At 71.8% G+C, this 19,176-nt stretch carries 15 protein-coding genes; 5 read left to right on the forward strand and 10 right to left on the reverse strand.

Annotation, left to right across the window (positions count from 1 at the left end):
* Positions 1-80: 80 nt before the first annotated feature.
* Positions 81-2,318: a glycoside hydrolase family 3 C-terminal domain-containing protein gene (locus tag HHX30_RS18335; RefSeq protein WP_169983191.1), complete on the forward strand. Its 2,238-nt coding sequence runs from the start codon at positions 81-83 to the stop codon at positions 2,316-2,318.
* A gap of 76 nt (positions 2,319-2,394) precedes the next feature.
* Here HHX30_RS18335 and HHX30_RS18340 read toward each other — a convergent pair whose 3' ends face one another.
* The 5 genes from HHX30_RS18340 to HHX30_RS18360 all read right to left on the reverse strand — a co-directional run bounded on the left by HHX30_RS18340 (position 2,395) and on the right by HHX30_RS18360 (position 9,675).
* A complete protein-coding gene (locus HHX30_RS18340) occupies positions 2,395-3,360 on the reverse strand; it encodes an ABC transporter permease (protein ID WP_169983192.1) in 966 nt (321 codons plus the stop codon).
* Complete coding sequence (locus tag HHX30_RS18345; protein ID WP_169983193.1) at positions 3,357-4,307, reverse strand: ABC transporter permease; 951 nt, start codon at positions 4,305-4,307, stop codon at positions 3,357-3,359. Before HHX30_RS18345 ends, HHX30_RS18340 begins: the two co-directional genes overlap by 4 nt.
* Positions 4,300-5,850, reverse strand: a complete 1,551-nt coding sequence (locus HHX30_RS18350; protein ID WP_169983194.1) for a sugar ABC transporter ATP-binding protein — start codon at positions 5,848-5,850, stop codon at positions 4,300-4,302. Before HHX30_RS18350 ends, HHX30_RS18345 begins: the two co-directional genes overlap by 8 nt.
* Before the next feature lie 95 nt (positions 5,851-5,945).
* Positions 5,946-7,016: an ABC transporter substrate-binding protein gene (locus HHX30_RS18355; RefSeq protein ID WP_169983195.1), complete on the reverse strand. Its 1,071-nt coding sequence runs from the start codon at positions 7,014-7,016 to the stop codon at positions 5,946-5,948.
* 109 nt (positions 7,017-7,125) lie between these two features.
* The gene (locus HHX30_RS18360; protein ID WP_211592182.1) at positions 7,126-9,675 is read right to left on the reverse strand and encodes a PA14 domain-containing protein; all 2,550 of its coding nucleotides are present in this window, start codon (positions 9,673-9,675) and stop codon (positions 7,126-7,128) included.
* A 353-nt stretch (positions 9,676-10,028) separates the two neighbouring features.
* Here HHX30_RS18360 and HHX30_RS18365 point away from each other — a divergent pair, with 353 nt between their 5' ends.
* The 3 genes from HHX30_RS18365 to HHX30_RS18375 all read left to right on the forward strand — a co-directional run bounded on the left by HHX30_RS18365 (position 10,029) and on the right by HHX30_RS18375 (position 13,518).
* On the forward strand, positions 10,029-10,829 hold the full coding sequence (locus HHX30_RS18365) for a DeoR/GlpR family DNA-binding transcription regulator (RefSeq protein ID WP_310741929.1): 801 nt from the start codon (positions 10,029-10,031) through the stop codon (positions 10,827-10,829).
* A gap of 66 nt (positions 10,830-10,895) precedes the next feature.
* Positions 10,896-12,392: a sugar ABC transporter ATP-binding protein gene (locus HHX30_RS18370; RefSeq protein WP_310741928.1), complete on the forward strand. Its 1,497-nt coding sequence runs from the start codon at positions 10,896-10,898 to the stop codon at positions 12,390-12,392.
* Between the two features lie 265 nt (positions 12,393-12,657).
* Positions 12,658-13,518, forward strand: coding sequence for a hypothetical protein (locus HHX30_RS18375; RefSeq protein ID WP_169983197.1), 861 nt, complete (start codon positions 12,658-12,660; stop codon positions 13,516-13,518).
* Positions 13,519-13,543: 25 nt separating this feature from the next.
* On the opposite strand, the gene HHX30_RS18380 is transcribed toward HHX30_RS18375, so the two are convergent.
* The 5 genes from HHX30_RS18380 to HHX30_RS18400 form a co-directional block, all read right to left on the reverse strand.
* Entirely contained in the window at positions 13,544-14,698 is a 1,155-nt protein-coding gene (locus HHX30_RS18380; RefSeq protein ID WP_169983198.1) for a sulfotransferase, read from the reverse strand.
* A gap of 19 nt (positions 14,699-14,717) precedes the next feature.
* Positions 14,718-15,494 carry an SDR family oxidoreductase gene (locus tag HHX30_RS18385; protein WP_169983199.1) on the reverse strand — a complete coding sequence of 259 codons (777 nt, stop codon included), beginning with the start codon at positions 15,492-15,494 and terminating at the stop codon, positions 14,718-14,720.
* Positions 15,494-16,663, reverse strand: coding sequence for a hypothetical protein (locus HHX30_RS18390; protein ID WP_169983200.1), 1,170 nt, complete (start codon positions 16,661-16,663; stop codon positions 15,494-15,496). Before HHX30_RS18390 ends, HHX30_RS18385 begins: the two co-directional genes overlap by 1 nt.
* A 94-nt stretch (positions 16,664-16,757) precedes the next feature.
* Positions 16,758-17,231: a nuclear transport factor 2 family protein gene (locus tag HHX30_RS18395; protein ID WP_169983201.1), complete on the reverse strand. Its 474-nt coding sequence runs from the start codon at positions 17,229-17,231 to the stop codon at positions 16,758-16,760.
* 82 nt (positions 17,232-17,313) lie between these two features.
* The gene (locus tag HHX30_RS18400; RefSeq protein ID WP_169983202.1) at positions 17,314-18,198 is read right to left on the reverse strand and encodes a TIGR03619 family F420-dependent LLM class oxidoreductase; all 885 of its coding nucleotides are present in this window, start codon (positions 18,196-18,198) and stop codon (positions 17,314-17,316) included.
* 164 nt (positions 18,199-18,362) lie between these two features.
* Between HHX30_RS18400 and HHX30_RS18405 the strand changes: the two genes are divergently transcribed.
* Positions 18,363-19,175, forward strand: a complete 813-nt coding sequence (locus tag HHX30_RS18405; RefSeq protein ID WP_311922547.1) for an SAM-dependent methyltransferase — start codon at positions 18,363-18,365, stop codon at positions 19,173-19,175.
* The last annotated feature ends 1 nt before the right edge of the window (position 19,176 follow it).

The following is a 19,176-nucleotide window of genomic DNA, read 5'->3' on the forward strand; positions in this document are numbered from 1 at the left end:
GATTCCCCTGCCCGGAGCACGCGCCGTTGCTCCTTCTGTGTAAGACGATGTGAATCACCCCCGTGGAAGGAGCCTCCCCGTTGGCCCGGACCGACTTCGGCGCGCTCGCACTGGACGCGCTCACGCTTGAGCAGAAGGCCGCGCTGCTGTCGGGCCGGGACTTCTGGACGACCAAGCCGCTGGAGCAGGCGGGGATCCCCTCCATCGCCCTGTGCGACGGGCCGCACGGCGTCCGCCGGGAGGCCGGCGGCTCCGACCATCTCGGCATCAACGACAGCATGCCCGCCACCTGCTTCCCGCCCGCCGTCGCGGTCGGGTCGAGCTGGGACCCCGAGGTGGCCGCCCGGATCGGCGCGGCGGTCGGCCGGGAGGGCCGGGCCCTCGGCGTGGCCGTCGTGCTGGGCCCCGGCGTGAACATCAAGCGGTCGCCGCTGTGCGGGCGCAACTTCGAGTACTACTCCGAGGACCCCCTGCTGTCGGGCGTCCTGGGGGCGGCGCACGTCGCCGCGCTGCAGGCCGAGGGGCCGGGCGCGTCGGTCAAGCACTTCGCCGCCAACAACCAGGAGACCGAGCGCATGCGGGTCAGCGCCGACGTGGACGAGCGCACCCTGCGTGAGATCTACTTCCCCGCGTTCGAGCGCGTGGTCACCGAGGCCAGGCCGGCCACCGTCATGTGCTCCTACAACCGCGTCAACGGGGTCTACGCCTCCCAGAACCGGTGGCTGCTCACCGACGTCCTGCGCCGCGAGTGGGGCTTCTCCGGCGTCGTCGTCTCCGACTGGGGCGCCGTCCAGGACCGGGCCGCCGCGCTGGCCGCCGGGCTCGACCTGGAGATGCCGGGCACCGGCGGCGCGGGCGACCGGCGCGTCGTGGAGGCCGTCCGCGCGGGCGAGCTCGACGAGGCCGTGGTGGACGCGAGCGTGCGCCGCGTCGTCGCCCTCACCGCACGCCACAGCGGCGTGTCCGGCGCGTTCGACGCCGACGCCCACCACGCGCTCGCGCGTGAGCTCGCCGCCGAGTGCGCCGTGCTGCTCAAGAACGAGGGCGGCACGCTCCCCCTCCCGGCGGACACCCGCATCGCCGTGATCGGCGAGTTCGCGGTCAGGCCCCGGTTCCAGGGCGGCGGCAGCTCCCACATCAACGCGACCCGGGTCGACGCGGCGCTCGACGCGATCCGCGCCCACGCCCCGGACGCCGCCTACGCCCAGGGGTTCTCGCTGGACGGAACGGGCGACGACCGGGAGCTCCGCGAGGCGGCGGCCGAGGCCGCGGCGGCCGCCGACGTCGCCGTCGTCTTCGCCGGCCTCAGCGAGCGGGAGGAGTCCGAGGGGTTCGACCGGGAGACCATCGACCTGCCCGCCGCCCAGGTCGAGCTGATCCGCGCCGTCGCCGCCGCGGCCCGCCGTACGGTCGTCGTCCTGTCCAACGGCGGCGTCGTCTCGCTGGAGGGCTGGCACGACGACGTGGACGCCGTCCTCGAAGGCTGGCTGCTCGGCCAGGCGGGCGGCTCCGCCGTCGCCGACCTCCTGTTCGGTGTCGTCAACCCCTCCGGGCGCCTCGCCGAGAGCATCCCGTTCCGGCTGCAGGACACGCCGAGCTACCTCAACTTCCCCGGCGAGGCCGGGCACGTGCGCTACGGCGAGGGCGTCATGGTGGGCTACCGCTACCACGAGACGGCCGAGCGGCCCGTGCGTTACCCGTTCGGCCACGGGCTGAGCTACACGACGTTCGCGACCAGCGGCCTCAGGGTCGTGCGTACGGGCGACTACACGGCGACCGTCACCGTGACGGTGACCAACACCGGCGGACGGGCGGGCAAGCACGTCGTGCAGGTCTACGTCGCCACCACCGCGGGTCCCGTGCGGCGGCCGGCCCGGGAGCTGCGGGCCTTCACGAAGGTCGCGCTCGCCCCCGGCGAGTCGCGCACGGTCACCCTCCTCCTCGGCCGGCGGGCGTTCGCCTACTACGACGTCCCGCTCGGCCGGTGGGTGGTGGCGCCGGGCGACTACACGATCCAGATCGGCGAGAACGCCTCGTCCGTCGTGGCCGAGACGACGATCGGCCTCGACGGCGACGCCGCCGTCCCCGTGGTGTCGCTCGACTCGACGCTCGGCGAGTGGCTGTCCCATCCGCACGCCGGGCCGGCTCTCCTCAAGGTCCTGACCGCCGGGAGGAGCGAACGGCCCGCGGAGCACGACGCCGACGGGCTGCGGATGGCCTCGTCGATGCCGATGGGACGGTTCCTGACCTTCGCCGGCATCGACCTCCCCCACGAGACCCTGCGGGAGCTGGTGCGCCTGGGCGGGCCTGCGGCCTGACCCGCCGGATCGTCTTGGGATATACAACGCGCCGCTTCGCGCCGCGTGACGGACCCCGCGCGCCGACCGGCCCGGGCTAGCCGAGGCGCTGCGCCCGGCCGAGCAGCCGCTGGGCGACCACGACCAGGGCGAGGAACAGGCCGCTGACCACCTGCTGGAAGGCCGACGTCAGGTTGCCCACCTGGTTGATCAGGCTCTGGATCACCCCGAGCAGCAGCACGCCGGCGATGGTGCCGGTGATGCCGCCCGCTCCCCCGGTCAGCAGCGTGCCGCCGATCACCACCGCGGCGATCACGTCGAGTTCCAGGCCGATGCCGAGGATCGTGACGCCGGAGGAGAGCCGGGCCGCGTTCAGCACCCCGGCGAGGCCCGCGAGCAGGCCCGACATCAGGTAGACGTAGACCTTCGTACGCGCTACCGGCACGCCCATCAGCGCGGCCCCCTGCTCGTTGCCCCCGACCGCGTACACGTTCTGGCCGAACGCCGTCCGCTGGAGCAGGACCATGGCGGCCACCGCCAGCAGCGCGGTGATGTAGACCGGCCAGGTCAGGCCGAACACCCCGCCCTGCCCGAGCCGCGCGAACGCGGAGTCCTCCACGAGGTAGGTCGTGGCGCCCTCGTCGGAGAACGCCAGCATCAGCCCGCGCACGCCCAGCAGCCCGGCAAGTGTGACGATGAACGGCGCCATCCCGGTCCTGGCGATGAGCAGCCCCTGGAGCAGCCCGACCAGCCCGCACGCGGCGAGCGGCAGCGCCAGCGCGACGAACAGTCCGTACTGCGAGCCGTACGCCGCGAGGACCCCGCCGAACACGAACAGCGACCCCACCGACAGGTCGATGCCGCCGCTGATGATCACGAAGGTCATGCCGACGGCGATGATCGCGGTGAACGACGAGGACACGAGGACGCTCGCGGCGTTGCCCGCGGTGGCGAAGGAGTCGAAGGCGACGCTGCCGACGATCACCAGCGCCGCCAGCACCATCAGCGCGCCGTGCTGCTGGAGGACGCGGCTCACCTGCTCGCGTCCGGGCGATCCGGTCATCGGGTTCCTCGCTCCCTGGTGGCGTAAACGGCGGCCAGGATGATGACCGCCTGCACGATCTGCGTCCACGACTGCGGCAGGTTGTGCTTGATGAGGGTGGCCGACAGCAACTGCATGAGCAGGGCGCCCATGACCGTGCTGAGCACCCGGATCCGCCCGCCGCTCAGCGGCGTGCCGCCCACCACGACCGCCGTGATGGCCGACAGCTCGATGAACAGGCCGAGCGAGGTCGGATCGCTCGCCTGCAGCCGCGCGGTCGCGAGCACCCCGGCGAGTGCGGCCAGCACCCCGGAGATCACGTAGACCAGCAGCAGCACCCGGCGGACGGGCAGCCCGGACAGCTCGCTGGCCGCGCGGTTGCCGCCGATCGCGACCACCTGCCTGCCGAACGTCGTCCTGCGGACGAGGAACGCCATCAGCAGCGTCAGCACGGCCGCGATGACCACGATCACCGGCACGCCGGACAGCGAGCTGCTGCCGAGCGCGATCAGGTCGGGGTTGCGGAACTCGACGAGCTGCGGGACGAGCACGTTGGCCAGGCCCCGGACGCCGACCAGCAGCGCGAGCGTGGCCACGATCGGCTGCACGCCCACATAGGCGACCAGCGCGCCGCCCGCCGTCCCGGCCACCGCCCCGCCGGCGAGGGCGGCCAGCAGCGCCGGCCACGCGCCGTACCCCAGGTAGAGCGCGACGAGCGCGGCGGCCAGCGCCATGACCGAGCCGACCGACAGGTCGATGCCCTGCGTGCCGATGACCAGCGCCATCCCGAGCGACACGATCACGATCGGGGCGACCTGCACAAGCTGGGTGCGGAAGTTCGCCACGTCGAGGAAGTGGGGGGTGAACAGCACGTTGAACAGCAGGAGGACGCCGACCGCGGCGTAGACGCCGTACTCCTGGGCCCAGGCGAGCACCCGCCGCCCGGGCGGTGCGACCGCTTCAGCCATCGGACTCCGCCCCTCGTTCGGCGATGGACGCCATGATCTTGTCCTCCGTGACGTCGTCGCCGGACAGCTCGCCGACGACGGCGCCCTCGCGCAGCACCAGGATCCGGTCGGCGCCCTCCACCAGCTCCTCCAGATCCGACGAGATCAGTAACACGCCGAGGCCCTCCTCGGCCAGCTCGTCCACGAGGGCCTGCACCTCGGCCTTGGCGCCCACGTCGATGCCGCGGGTGGGCTCGTCCAGCAGCAGGACCTTCGGCCGGATGGCGAGCCACCGCGCGAGCAGCACCTTCTGCTGGTTGCCGCCGGACAGCTCCTGCACCGGCTGGTGGGGCGAGGCCGCCTTGATCCTTAACCGGTGCATGAAGACCTCGACGACCTTGTCGATCTTCGCGTCGGAGACCACTCCGGCCCGCGACAGCGACGGCAGGGCGGCGAGCGCGATGTTCTCCCGGACCGACAGCGCCGGGATGATGCCCTCGGCCTTGCGGTCCTCGGGCAGCAGGCTGACCCCGGCCCTGATCGCCGCCGTGGTCGAGCCGGTGCGCAGGGGCAGGCCGGCGACGAGCACCCGGCCCGCGTCCAACGGGAGCGCGCCCACGATGCCCTTGGCGGTCTCGCTGCGCCCCGCGCCCAGCAGCCCGCCCAGGCCGACGACCTCGCCCGGCCACACCGAGACGTCCACTCCGCGCAGCGCCTGCCTCCGGGTCAGGCCCACGGCCTGTACGGCGGGCGGGGCGCCGTCCCGGTCCCCGGTCCGGTGGCGGTCCCGGGAGAACCTGGTCAGGCCTCCGGTCCTGACCTCGTCGAGGTCGCGGCCCAGCATGAGGGCGATGAGCTTCAGCCGTTCGAGCCCGGCGAGCGGGCCCGTGTGCGCGACCCGCCCGTCGCGCAGCACGGTGACCCGGTCGCACACCTCGTACAGCTCGTCCAGGCGGTGGCTGACGTAGACGACCGCGATGCCGTCGTCCCTGAGCTTCCTGATCACCGAGAACAGCGTCTCGACCTCGCGCGGCTCCAGCGACGAGGTGGGCTCGTCCATGATGACCACGCGGGCGTCGACCGCCACGGCCCTGGCCAGGGCGACCATCTGCTGGGCGCCCATCCCGAGCGTGCGCAGCGGGCGGCGCACGTCGGTGACGACCCCGTAGCCGGCGAGGATCCGCTCCGCCTCGCCGTACATTCCGGCGGTGTCGATGACGCCCAGGCGGCCGCGCGGCTCGCGGCCCAGCATCAGGTTGCGGGCCACGCTCATCATGGGGACGAGGTTGACCTCCTGGTAGATGGTCGAGATCCCGGCGCGCTGCGCGTCGAGCGGGGTCCCGAAGGCCACGGGCGAACCGTCGTAGATCAGCTCACCGGCGTCCGGGCGGTGGACGCCGGTGAAGACCTTGATCAGCGTGGACTTGCCCGCGCCGTTCTCGCCCACGAGGGCGTGCACCTCGCCGGGGAAGAGGGCGAGGGACACGCCGTCGAGGGCCCTCACGCCGGGAAAGCGCTTGCTGATCTGCCTGGCCTCGAGCACCGGTGCGGCCGACTGGCTCAATGACTTCCCTTCCTCGCGCGGATCTCCGCTCGGCGTGCGCGCGGGCCCCCCGGCGTCCGCGTACGGAACCGGGCGCCCGCGCGGGCCTTCGCGGGTCAGTAGGCCTCGCCGAGGGACGCCTCGGCGTTGGAGCCGTCGTACTCGCGGTCGGAGATGATGACCTTGTCCGGGATCGGCTGCCCGTCCAGGAACTTCTGCGCGGTCTCGAAGGCGAGCGGCCCGAATCTGGGGTTCGACTCGACGACCGCGTGCAGCCAGCCGTCGGTGATGGCCTGGACGGCGCTGCGGGTGCCGTCGACCGACACGATCTTTATGGCGCCCGGGTCCTTGCCGGCGCCCTTCAGCGCGGTCACCGCGCCCAGCGCCATCTCGTCGTTCTCGGCGTAGATGCCGTTGATGTCGGGGTTGGACTGGATGAGCTGCTCGGTGACCTGCTGGCCCTTCTCCCTGGCGAACTCACCCGTCTGCTCGAAGGAGATCTGGATGCCGGGCGCCTTCTCCTTGATCCGGTCCTTGAAGCCGTTGGTGCGCTCGGTGGTGACGTTGTTGCCCGGCGCGCCGAGCAGGATCGCCACCTTGCCCGTACCGCCGAGCGCGGTGATCATCTGGTCCGCGGCGCGCTTGCCCTGCTCGTAGAAGTCCGAGCCGATGAACGTCAGGTAGTCGCTGCACGGCTTCGCGTTGATCTTGCGGTCGACCGTGATGATCGGGATCTTCTTCGCTGCGGCCTGCTGGAGCACCGGCTCCCAGCCGTCGGAGTTCAGCGGCGCGATGACGAGCAGCTTCACCCCCTGGGCGATGAGCTGCTGCACGTCGGTGATCTGCTTGGAGAACTGCGACTGCGCGTTGGTGACCTTGAGATCGGCGATGCCGAGCTTGGCCGCCTCGTCCTTGATGGACTTGGTCTCCGCGATGCGGAAGGGGTTGGCCTCCTTCTCCGACTGGGAGAAGCCGACCGTGGCGGTCTTCAGGTCGAACTTCGTGCCGCCGAACTGCTCCAGTGTGCAGGTCGGGCCGGCCGAGCCCGCCGGGCTCTGCACCACCTGCTGCTGCGCGGTCGCCGCGGCGCCGGCACCCGACGTGGCCTGGGTCTCCGACTTGGCGCAGCCGGCCGCGCCGAGCAGCACCGCGAGGGTGAGCACGGCCGCGCGGGGATATGGCTTCATGGTGATCCTTCCGATGGGGGGTGACACGGCGGGCCGGAGGGACACGTCGTGCGCGTCCTCGGGGGCCGGCGGCCCGGACCGTCGTCCGGGCCGCCGTGGTGCCGATCGATCAGGCGCAGGCCGGGAGGATCTCCGCGGTGAGCGCCTTGTTGGCGTCGTGGACGCGCTTGACGTCGGGCTTGGTCACGGCCCTGTCGTAGGTCATCAGGCCGTTGATCTCGGTCTCCACGTCGGTCGTCTGGGTGTAGACGGCCGCGCTCAGGCCGTTGCAGGCGTGCAGCTTGCGCAGGGCGTCGTCCATCTCCAGGAAGCGCTTGGTCAGCGCCTCGCCGTCGGCCTCGACCGCGTAGCCCCAGCCGCCGCCGGTCCAGGTGTGGCCGACCACCGGCAGGGCGAGCCCGCCGTACTCGCCGAGCACCGACGCCCGGAAGAAGCCGGGCTTACCGGGGCTGCCGGGTCCGGGGTAGATGTGGTAGTCCATCACGTCGCCGTTGCCGCCGTCCTGGGCGCCGCAGCAGTTGATGCCGCTCATGTTGTCCACGAGCCGGGAGGGGTCCAGGCTCTTCACGTAGTCGGCGATCCTGGAGATGTCGTACTGGCCCCAGCTCTCGTTGAACGGCACCCACATCACGATCGACGGGCTGCTGCGGTGCTCGTCGACGATCTCCTTCAGCTCGGTCTCGAACTGCGTCTTGTCGGCCGCGCTCGCCGCGCCGAACATCGACGGCATGTCCTGCCAGACGAGCAGGCCCAGCTTGTCGGCGTAGGCGTACCAGCGGTCCGGCTCCACCTTCATGTGCTTGCGCACCATGTTGAAGCCGAGCGCCTTGGTCTGCTCCAGGTCGTACCGCAGCGCCTCGTCGGTCGGCGCGGTGTAGATGCCGTCCGGCCAGTAGCCCTGGTCGAGCGGGCCGAACTGGAAGACCGGCTTGCCGTTGAGCAGGACCCGGGTCGTGCCGTTCACCCTGCCGACCGAGATGGAGCGCATGCCGAAGTAGCTCTCCACCTTGTCGCCGCCCTTGAGCTCGACAGTGAGGTCGTACAGGTACGGGTCGTCGGGCGACCAGAGGTGGGGGTCCGGGATCGGCACGGCCAGCTCCTTGCCGGTCGGGCCGGAGACCTTGCCGATGACGCGCTTGCCGGCGCGGGCGGTGACAACGGCGGTGGCGTCGCCGCTCGCCCTGACCTTCACCCGCAGGGACTGCCCGAGCACCTCGGGGACCGTGTCCACGGCCTCGATGTGGGTCTTGTCGACGGGCTCCATCCAGACCGTCTGCCAGATGCCGGAGGCGGGGGTGTACCAGATGCTGCCCGGGTTGAGCCGCTGCTTGCCGATGGGCTGGCGGCCGTTGTCGGTCGGGTCGTTTACGCCGACGACCAGCTCCTGCGGGCCCTTGCGGGTGAGCGCGTCGGTCACGTCCACGGTGATCCTGTCGTAGCCGCCCTTGTGGGTGCCGACCTGCTTGCCGTTGACGTAGACGACCGACTCGTAGTCCACGGCGTCGAGGTGGAGCAGGACGCGGTCCTTCTTCCAGGAGGCCGGCACCTCGAAGGTGCGGCGATACCACATGCGGTCCTCGTGGCGGCCGATGCCGGACAGGCTCGACTCCACGGGGTAGGGCACGACGATCCGCTCGCCGAGGTCGCGGCCGAAGGGCGGCGCCTCACCGTCCTTGGCGGCGGCGAACTGCCAGGTGCCGTTGAGGTTCTGCCAGCGGTCGCGGACGAGCTGCGGACGGGGGTACTCGGGCAGCGGGTTGTTCGCGTCCACGTCGCCCGACCAGCGGGTCTTCAGCACGTACGTGGAGCCGTTGGACACCGGGACCCAGGTGAACGCCTCGATCGCGGTGCCGTCCGCCCTGGCGAGGCCGCCCTTGCCGTCGTAGGAGGCCCGGATGTCGGCGGCGAGACGGGGGATGGGGAAGCCGAGCTTCAGCGTGACCTTGGTGGTTCCGTCGAGGGCGGCCGACGCGACCTGCCACTTCGTGCCGGCCACCGTCAGGCCGAAGTGCCCGGCGGCGTCTGCGGGGAGCGCCGCGAGCGCGGTGTCGCCGAAGTCGAGGGTGGCGGTGTCGCCCGCCGCGTCGACGGCGGCACTGTCCGGCCCCGGCGGGTCGAAGCCCTCGGGAAGGTAGAACGCCTCCGCCGGCACCGCCTGCTTGGCCTGGCTGGGGCTCTGCCAGCGCAGGTGGAGGTTGGCGCCGCCGAAGTGCTCAAAATACTCGACCTTGATGTCGTACTTCTGGCCGGCCTGCAGGGTGATCGGGGTGCCGGTCTGCTCCTTGTCCCAGTCGTCCACCCAGTGGTCGATGACGAGCGTGTCGTTCACCCAGAGCCGGAAGCCGTTGTCCCCGATGATCGAGAAGGTGTACGGCTCGGAGTACGCGGGCTGGATGCGGCCCGTCCACCGCACGGTGACGTCGTCCTCCCGTCCGGTCAACGAGGTGAAGACCGGATTGAGGTCGGGCAGTTCGAGATCCGGGTCGATCACGGTGGCCTTGAGCTGGGCGAAGTCGAACTTCCCTGCTGCCGAGGACAGGTAGTAGTCGCCGCGCAGGCCGTGCCGGTCGGCGCCGGCGGCGGTCGCGGGACCCTGCCCCGCGACCTGCCAGACCGCGCCGAGAACGACGGCCAGGAGTAAGAGGATGGGCTTTCTCACAGGGATCCTTTCCTGCGGGCAGGGCGGAGCCGGGCGGACGCGCCGTACGGCGTGGCCGCGTCCGGCCGGCGCGGCGGCGGCGCTCCGAGGCGGCACCGCGCGCCGACGGCCACCTGCCGTGACGTGGGGGGTGGGTCGAGATCGGAGCCGCGGACGTCCGGGCACGCGGGGATCGTGCCATTGAACGGGACCGATCAGATTCGGACAGGATCGAGTCGGTTATCGCCCTCAAATAAGCACCGCGGTGGCCATCCGGTCAAGAGATCGGATCAAATTCGTTCATTTCCGGTCAGCGATGCGCCCGTTTCGCTGGTCGACTATGATCGGAACCGGTCACAGCGGAGGGTGAGGGCGTGGTCGACACGGACAGCGACGGGCGCCGGCCCGTGTTCGCGGCCGAGCGCCGCCAGCGCATTCTGGAGTTGGTGCGGGCCAACGGCGCCGTCTCGTTGCGCGAGCTCGCGCAGGCGGTCCAGTCGTCGGAGGTCACCGTCCGCCGCGACCTGCGCGCACTGGAGTCGGAGGGCCTGCTCAACCGGCACCACGGCGGCGCCACCCTCCCCGGCGACCTGAACAGGGAGGCCAGCTACGTCCAGAAGGTGGCGCTCTCCTCGGCGGAGAAGTCCGCCATCGCCGATCTGGCCGCGTCGCTGGTCGAGGACGGAGACGCCATCGTCATCGGCCCGGGGACCACCACCCAGGAGTTCGCCCGCAGGCTGAGCAGGCACACCGAACTCGCCGTGGTCACCAACTCCCTGCTCGTCGCCCAGGCCCTCGCCAACTCCCCGCGCATCGAGGTGATGCTGACGGGCGGCACGCTGCGCGGTCCGATCCTCGCCCTCGTCGGGAGCGCGGCCGAGCGGTCCCTCGCGGGGCTGCGCGTACGCCGGGCCTTCATCTCCGGCAACGGGCTCACCGCCGACCGCGGCCTGTCGACCCCGAACATGCAGGTCGCCTGCGTCGACCAGGCCCTGGCCGCCGCGGCCGAGGAGGTCGTCGTGCTGGCCGACCACACCAAGATCGGCATGGACGCGATGGTGCGGACCGTGTCCGCCGAGCAGATCGACCACCTGGTCACCGACGACGCCGCCCCGCGCGACGTGCTCGACGAACTGGGCGGCAAGGGCGTCCGCCTGCATGTTGCTCAGATTTGATCGAATGTGACGGCCTCGTTACGAGATTGTTTCCTGCCGGGCGCACCATTCGAGGCGGAGGCAACCGTGCTGCAGGCGGCAGGTATTTGCAAGAGCTTTCAGGGCGCGCCGGCGCTCGACCACGTCACCCTGGCCCTGCGGGCCGGGGAGGTCCACGCGCTCGTCGGCGGCAACGGCGCGGGAAAGTCGACCCTGGTCAAGGTGCTCTCGGGAGTGTGCAGGCCGGACGCCGGCCGGTTGCGCCTCCTCGGGGAAGAGGTCGCGCTCTCCTCCCCCGCCGAGGCGGCCCGGCTCGGGATCGCCACCATCCACCAGGAGGCCGGTCTCGTCCCCACGATGAGCATCGCCGCCAACCTGTTCCTCGGGCGGGAGCCGCGCGGCCGCTTCGGCCTGATCGACTTCGCGGCCATGCACGCGCGGGCCGCCGAGCTGCTGGCCGCCTACGGCCTGCGCGCCGACCCGCGCCGCCCGCTCGGCTCGCTCGGCGACGGCGCGCGTCAGCTCGTCGCCCTGGCGCGGGCCGCGTCCGCGGACGCGCGGCTGGTCGTCCTGGACGAGCCCGCCTCCGCGCTGGAGCGCGACGAGCTGGACATCCTGTTCGGCGCGATCTCCCGGCTGCGCGACGAGGGCCGGGCGGTGCTGTACGTCACCCACCGGCTCGACGAGCTCTACGAGATCTGCGACCGCGTGACCGTGCTGCGTGAGGGCCGGGTGGTGCACACCGGGCCGCTCGCCGGCCTCGACCGCCGCAGGCTGGTCTCGCTCCTGCTCGGCCGGCCCTTCGCCGCCGGCGGGGCGGACGCCGCCGTCACCGGCGAGCCCGCCGGCCCACCGGCCGACGAGCCCCTGCTCGAAGCCCGGGGGCTGACCCGCCGCCACGTCCTCCGCGACGTCTCCCTCGCCCTGCGTACGGGAGAGGTGGTCGGCCTCGGCGGGCTGCGCGGCGCGGGGCGCAGCGAGACCGCGAAGGCGATCGCGGGCGCGCTGCGGGTGGACGCCGGGCAGGTGACGATCGCGGGCGCGCCCACGGGCAAGTGGTCGATCAGGAACGCGATCCGCGCCGGGGTCGGGCTCGTGCCGGAGAACCGCCGCGTGGAGGGGATCGTGCCGACGCTGTCGGTCCGCGACAACATCGCGCTGGCCGCGCTCCCCCGGCTGTCCCGCGCGGGGATCGTCTCCGACGCGCATCTGGACCGGATCGTCGCCACGTTCATGCGGCGGCTCGACATCCGGGCCGTCTCGCCCCGTCAGGCCGCCGGGGAGCTGTCCGGCGGCAACCAGCAGAAGGTGCTGCTGGCCCGCTGGCTGGCGATGCACCCGAAGGTGCTGCTGCTCGACGAGCCCAGCCGGGGCGTCGACATCGCGACCAAGCTGGCCATGCGGGCGCTACTCGACGACCTGGCGGTGGACGGGCTGGCGATCCTGCTGATCTCCTCCGACGTGTCGGAACTGGTGGAGAACTGCGACAGCGTGGTGGTCCTGCGTGACGGCGCGGTGGTCGGCGAACTCGCCGGCCACGAGGTCAGCGAGGACCGCATCATGGGAGCGCTCGCCGCGGGCTGACCCCGCTCCTGCGTGGGTTCGCCGGCGATGTCCACACGCCGGCCACCTCGCCCTCGCCCGCCCTCGAACCCTCCGGCCGCCTGTACAGAATTCGGCGACCGCGTCGTCTCCGACGAGGCCGGCTCAAAAAAGCGAACGTCGCATTATTCCTAAAACTCAAGGAGTACAGCGGGTTCCGGGCTCATTCCGTTACTTGACCGTTCCGAACACGCGGCTCATACTCCGCCCAGGACTAATTTCCCGGGGATGTAAAAGGAGTGTCGCGATGACGGCCAGGAAGCCGACCGTAATCCTGTCCATATCCGTATTGGCGCTCGCGGCCCTGGTGACACCCGCACCCCCGGGCTTCGCGCAGGCGATCGCACGGACCACGGCCACCGCCGGCGACCCGCCGCCCGATGACGGAACGGCGGTGGAGGATCCCGAGGACACGCTCGCCGATCTCACATTCGTGAACGGCGTGCGTGTCGTGTTCTCCCACAGCCCGTCCTCCCAGGATTACGGGCTCCTCCAGAAAGGACACGGAGAGCGGAACGCGCCGGTCGTGCCGCTTCCACTGGACAGCATGCTCGACGCGTATCTCGCCGCGACACCGCGGAGCCTGCCGGTTCCCCGGTTGTTGCTGGACGAGCCCCGAGACGACTCGGTTCCGCCGCCGGACCTCCAGGGCCGGACGGTCACCGCCTCTCCCGTCGTCGCCCGCGCGCTCGCGGTTCCCGCGTCCACCTCCCGGGCATCCACGGCCTCGCAGTCGCCCACGTGCAATTCGGGGTACTTCTGGCATCCGGACTGGAGTGATTCCGCCATACCCGGGAGGGCGCCCAAAGCGTACTATTCGGCGGACTTCGGCGGCAAAGCCCGCTATACGAATAGTTTCGTCTACAACTGCACCCCTCCGGGGTCACCGAGCTTCCTGTACGCGCGACACCGGATTTATTACCGGAACGCCTTCGGCAACTACGTCAAGCAGTTCGACAGCCAGGTGCCACCGGACGACTGGGAAGTGAAGACCAAGGGATCCGTGCTGCGTTATCGGATGGCCGCCTACAGCGACGGCTGGAATTCGGACCCCAGCTGCGGCGGTGGTACGTGCAAATACCACCGAGAGGGCTTCTTCGGCTCCTGACGCGAGGGCGCGCTAACCGGCGAGGTCACCTGGACGACCCGACGTCGGCGAAGCGGGCCTCGACCTCCTCGGGGGTCAGCCCGAAGCCGGACAGCTCGTACCGGTGGGACGGCCGGGCCTCCCCCGAACGGCTCTCCTCGTGCAGGCGGGCCATGGCCGCGCGGGCGGCGTCGCCGAGCGGCAGCCCGAAACGGGCGTAGACCGCCTCGGCCGTGCCGAGCGGGTCGCGGACGAACTCCTCGTAGCGCACGTCGAAGAACCGCGCCGGATCGTGCCGGGCGCGGGCGGCGCGGAAGCGGTCGAGGCCCCGGCTCCACAGGCCGAGCTGGTCCCGCCCGATCACCGCACCGGTGAACGCCTCCGACCACCCGGCGGTCGCCTGCGCGGCGAGGCTGCACATCGACGCCATGGCGGTGACCGGGTCGCGGTGGGTCTGGACGACCAGCGCGCCGGGGTAGACGTCCATGATCGCGTCCAGGGCGAACAGGTGGCTGGGGTTCTTCAGCACCCACCTCCGGCCGGGGTCGCCCAGCCCGACGAGCTGGAGGATCCGCCGGTGCCGCTCGTAGGCGGGCCTCCAGTCCTGCGCCGCCAGCCAGGCCGAGTACGCCGGGATGTGGGCCAGGCACTCGAAGGAGACCGACCGCATCGACTGCTGGAGCAGCCGCCAGCACTCCTCGACCATGTCCGCCGACATGTAGTGCACGCCCATGAACTCCGGATGGCGCACGTGGTGCCGCTCGTACGCGGCCTGGGCGGCCCGGTACTCCGGGTCGCCCGCCCAGGTCTCGCGCGGCGGCCTCGGCCGGGGCGCGTCGGTCAGCCACAGCTCCAGCCCTTGGTTGGCAGGATCGGCGGTCAGCAGCCGGTGCAGTGCGGTGGTGCCGGTGCGCGGCAGGCCGGTCACGAAGATCGGCCGCTCGACCGGCACGGCCGCGTGCTCCGGGTGCCGCCGCCACGCCTCCTCGCACCGCAGCCGGGCGGTCAGCGCGCCGCGCAGCATCGCACGGGCCGCCCGGGCGCCGGGCGTGGTGAGCGCCGCGTCCCGGGCGTACGACTCGAGCAGCACCCCGAGGCCGTCGAGGTAGGGGTCGTCCCCGAAGTCGGTCAGGCCGGTGGCGCCGCTCGCCCAGGCGTGCAGGTCCTCGATCGTGCCGACGCCGTCGCGTCCCGCGCTCATCCGGTCGCCTCCGTACGTGTCAGTGGTGCCATTCGCCGCAGTTGACGTCGAGACACTGGCCGGTGACCGCCCGCGCGAGCGGGGACAGCAGGAACACCGCGGCGTCGGCGATCTCGTCGGGCTCGGGCAGTCTGCGCAGATCGAGCGCCGCCGCGGTCTCGTCGTACACCTGCCGCACGGGGACGCCGCGCCGCCGGGCGAGGGTCTCGAAGTAGCGCTTCAGGTTGTCCGCCCAGATGTAGCCGGGCGCGACGCTGTTGACCCGCACCCCGCGCGGCCCGAGCTCGGTCGCCAGGCTCTGGGCGAGGGCGAGCAGGCTCGCCTTGGCCATCTTGTACACCCCGAAGGTCCGCCGCGAGTGCCGCAGCACCGCCGAGTTGACCATCACGACCGAGCCCGCCCGCTCGGCGAGCGCCGGCGCGAAGAGCTGGGTGAGCCGCAACGCGGCGAGCACGTTGGTCTCGAAGGCGGCGCGCACCGCGCCGAGGTCCACGTCGACGAGGTCGGTCATCGGCGGCATCGCGAATGCGTTGTTGACCAGGCCGTCGACCCGGCCGCAGCTCTCCAGCGCGGTCGCGAGCAGCCGCCGCCGCGACGCCTCGTCGGTGACGTCGGCCGGCACCGGCACCGCCCGGCGGCCGAGCCGCGCGACCTCCTCCGCCACCGCCGCCAGCCGCTCCTCGCCGCGGGCGGCCAGCACCACGTCGGCCCCGGCCGCCGCGCACCGCAGCGCCAGGCCGCGCCCCAGCCCGGGCCCGACCCCCGAGATCACGACGACCCGGCCCTCCAGCGGCATCAGCCCAGCATCCTTCGGGCGACCGCGGCCTGCCGGGCGGCGATCCGGGCCGCCCACTCCCCCGGGCTCACCCGCTGCCGGTCGTGGTAGGGCAGCCGGGACGGCAGGTCCTCGAACCGCATCACCTCCACCTCGGGGCCGTCCTCGGGCCCGAGTGGGCGGGTCAGCCGCTGCCAGCGGATCTGCAGGTAGCCGCGGCGGTGCCCGGTGCGTTCGAGCCAGTTGGCCAGCCCGGGGTCGCGCTCGCCGATCACGTAGCGGATCTTCCCGTCGGGGTCGTGGCGGGCCTGGTCGGCGGTGAGGCTGGTCTGGTGGTTGACGTAGTCCAGCGAGACGTACCACATGCTGCCGAGCTGGAACCCCTGGTATGGCGCGACGTCGCGGCCCGCGGCGGGCACGGTGACGACCATGACCTGGTCGTCGTCGAGGTCGTAGTGGCCGACCGAGGAGTACTGCGTCGCGAGGCCGCCCGGGGTGGGCCTCGGCTCGGTCATCGTGTTGACCGGCAGCGTGAGATAGTGCCGCTCCGGGAACGCGAGGAACGTCCGCAGCCGGCCCAGCAGCATCCTCGCGGCCACCTCGTAGCGTTTCGCGATCCTGTCCACGGCCGGGGGCGGGGGCGCCGACCCGAGCGTGTCGGCGCGGTGGACGCGGATCTCGCCGGGCCGCTCGGCGTCCCAGTCGGAGAAGACCTCGCGCACGATCAGCATCGCCGCACCCGTTCCCAGCGTGCGGCGCGCCCCCGTGCCGGGCGGGCCGAAGCGCAGCTCGTACGACCCGTCCGGAGCGATCTCGATGTCACGGTCGTCGAAGGCGGTGAGGCTGCCGGGCGACCGCGCGGGCGAGTAGTCGCCGTCGAGCACCTGGAAGCTCAGGTCCGCCGTGGTGCCGCGGCGGCCCGTGACCACGTATTCGGCGTCGTCCCGGATGTAGGCGTGGAAGTAGAGCGTGTCGGGGTTGTCCAGGCCGAGCTTGGCGTACGGGCCGGTGGAGGCGGCGAAGAAGGGAAAGTCGCGGTCGTAGGCCCACGTCATGTGCAACGCCGCCTTGATGCCGCCCGCCAGGTAGTCCAGGCCCTCGGCCAGGTCCTGCTCGGTCCGTACGTGCCGGGCGGAGCGGATGATCTTCTCGGCCTCGGCGATCGCCCGGGCGAACGGTTCCGTGGCCATCGGGCTCCCTCCGCCGCGCGGCGCTGACGATGACCTTGCTCACCGTGAGAGTAGAACTCGTTCTAGGCACGGTCAACGGCACAGCCGGAAAGAGTCAGGACGCGGCCCAGCGGTTCGCGGTGAACCGCAGGCCGGGCAGGTCGTCGAGGGAGACCGTGTACTCGTACGTCCGGCGGTAGCCGGTGCCGCTGATCCGCCAGCGCCCGTCGGAGCAGCGCCGGTAGGTGTCCTCGTAGTAGGCGGATCCGCGGATCATCAGGCGGTGGCGCGGAATCAGCACGGTGTCGTCGAGGCACCAGGTGCCGCTCGCGTCGTCGCCGTCGATCTCGATCTCGGGGTGACCGGCGAGGTGCGTCGTGATCACCTCCGGCCCCAGCCTGGCGCGCATGTAGCCGACGATGGCCTCGCGCCCGTCGAACCGCAGCGGGTCGCCGGCGACCGGATTGTCGTAGGCCGCCACGGCGTCGCCGGTGAGCGTGTCGGCGAAGTCGTCCCAGCGTTTGAGGTCCAGGCAGCGCAGGTAGCGGTACTTGGTCCGGCGGATCTCCTCCAGCGCGATCAGATCCATGCGCCCCAGCATGCGCGAGCGCGGAACGGCTGGCAAGAACGCGTTCTACCGCCGTCGGCCGCCTCGCCGCACGAGAAGCGTCTCACGAACGCTCATCCACCTTGGCGATCACCTTCTCGGCGAAGCGCTCCAGGTGCTCGATCTTCCGGCTCAGCGGCTCGGTGTCGGGCCCCTTCACGTACGGCCTGCGGAAGCCGACGATCACATCGGTGACGCCCTTGTCGGCCAGCCGCTTCACGCCGTCGGCGCTGTAGGCGTCGGGGGAGATCACGTGGATCTCGAAGGGCCGGTCGGCGGTGCCCTCCTCGGCGCGCAGCGCGGCGAGCCTGGCGAGCAGCGCGTCCAGTTCGGCGGGGTCGCCCCCGCCGTGCATCCAGCCGTCCCCGAGCCTGGCCGCGCGGCGCAGCGCCCCCTCGCTGTGCCCGCCGACCAGGATCGGGATCGGCTCGGCCGGGACCGGGGACATCTTGACCGCCGGCAGGTCGTAGAACTCGCCGTGGTACTCGAAGTAGCCGCCGCGCGTCAGGCCGCGGACGATCTCGACGGCCTCGTCCATGCGCCTGCCCCGCCGCGCCCACGGAACGCCCATCGCGGCGTAGTCCTCCGGCCACGGGCTGAGCCCGACGCCGAGGGCGAGGCGGCCGCCGGTGAGCCAGGCGGCGGAGGCGGCCTGCTTGGCCACCAGCACCGGCGGGCGCACCGTGAGCTTGAGGACGAACGGCGTGAACCGGATCGCCGAGGTCACCGCCCCCATGGCGGCGATCAGGACGAACGTCTCGATGAAGCTCTTGTCCTCCAGGAACTCCCGGTCCCCGTCCGCCGTGTACGGGTACCTCGCGTCCGACTCCCGGGGATAGACCAGGGAGTCGGCCACGGTCATGCTCGCGTACCCCGCCGCCTCCGCGGCCCGGGCGAGCGGCAGGTAGTACGACGGGTCGGTCATGGCCTCGGCATAGGTGAAACGCATACTGCGGAGCGTACGAGAACCCGTTCTATTTCTGAATGCCCGGCAAGGCCGGAGCCGGCGCGTACGAGGACATCCGACATTGCCGATTGTCGGATCAGGCGGTCAAAACCGGCAGCTGTGTCTCTAGGATGGTCGTCCGGACCCCGAGCAGTGGAGGGCAGAGGGTGCACGAGGAGGAGGCTCCCGCGTGGGTGGTGGACCCCGGCACGCCGAGCGTGGCCCGGATGTACGACTACTACCTGGGCGGCAAGGACAACTTCGCGGCCGACCGCGAGGCGGCGGAGAAGATCATTTCGATCCTGCCCAACGCCCGTGAGGTCGCCCGGACCAACCGCGCCTTCCTCGTGCGGGCCGTACGGCACCTGGCGCGCTCGGGCGTCCGGCAGTTCCTCGACATCGGCACCGGGCTGCCGACGCAGGAGAACGTCCACCAGGTCGCGCACGCCGAGGCGCCGCAGGCGCGGGTCGTCTACGTCGACAACGACCCGATCGTGCTCGCCCACGCGCGCGCCCTGCTCGCCGACAACCCCCGGTCCGTCGTGGTCGAGGGGGACCTGCGCGAACCGGAGTCCGTCGTCGGCCACCCCGAGGTCCTCGCCCACCTCGATTTCGCCCGGCCGATCGCGTTGATCATGCTGGCCGTCCTCCACTTCGTGACCGACGACACGGAGGCGGCGCGCGTCGTCGGCGCGTTCCGCAAGCCGCTCGTCCCGGGCAGTCACCTGGTGCTCTCCCACATCACCCACGGCGACCTGGACGAGGACGCGGTCAGGCGGGGCCGGGACGTCTACACCGCGACCACCGCGGGCGGCATCGTCCCGCGCACCGCGGCCCGGGTCCGGAGCTTCTTCGACGACCTCGACGTGCTGGAGCCCGGCGTCGTGCCGCTGCACCTGTGGCGGCCCGATCCCGCGCAGCGCCGATGGGACGGCATGCCCGGAGGCGCCATCATCGGCGGAGTCGGCCTGGTCACCTGAG

This window comes from Microbispora sp. H10836 (assembly GCF_012999525.1).
Classification (GTDB): Bacteria; Actinomycetota; Actinomycetes; order Streptosporangiales; family Streptosporangiaceae; genus Microbispora.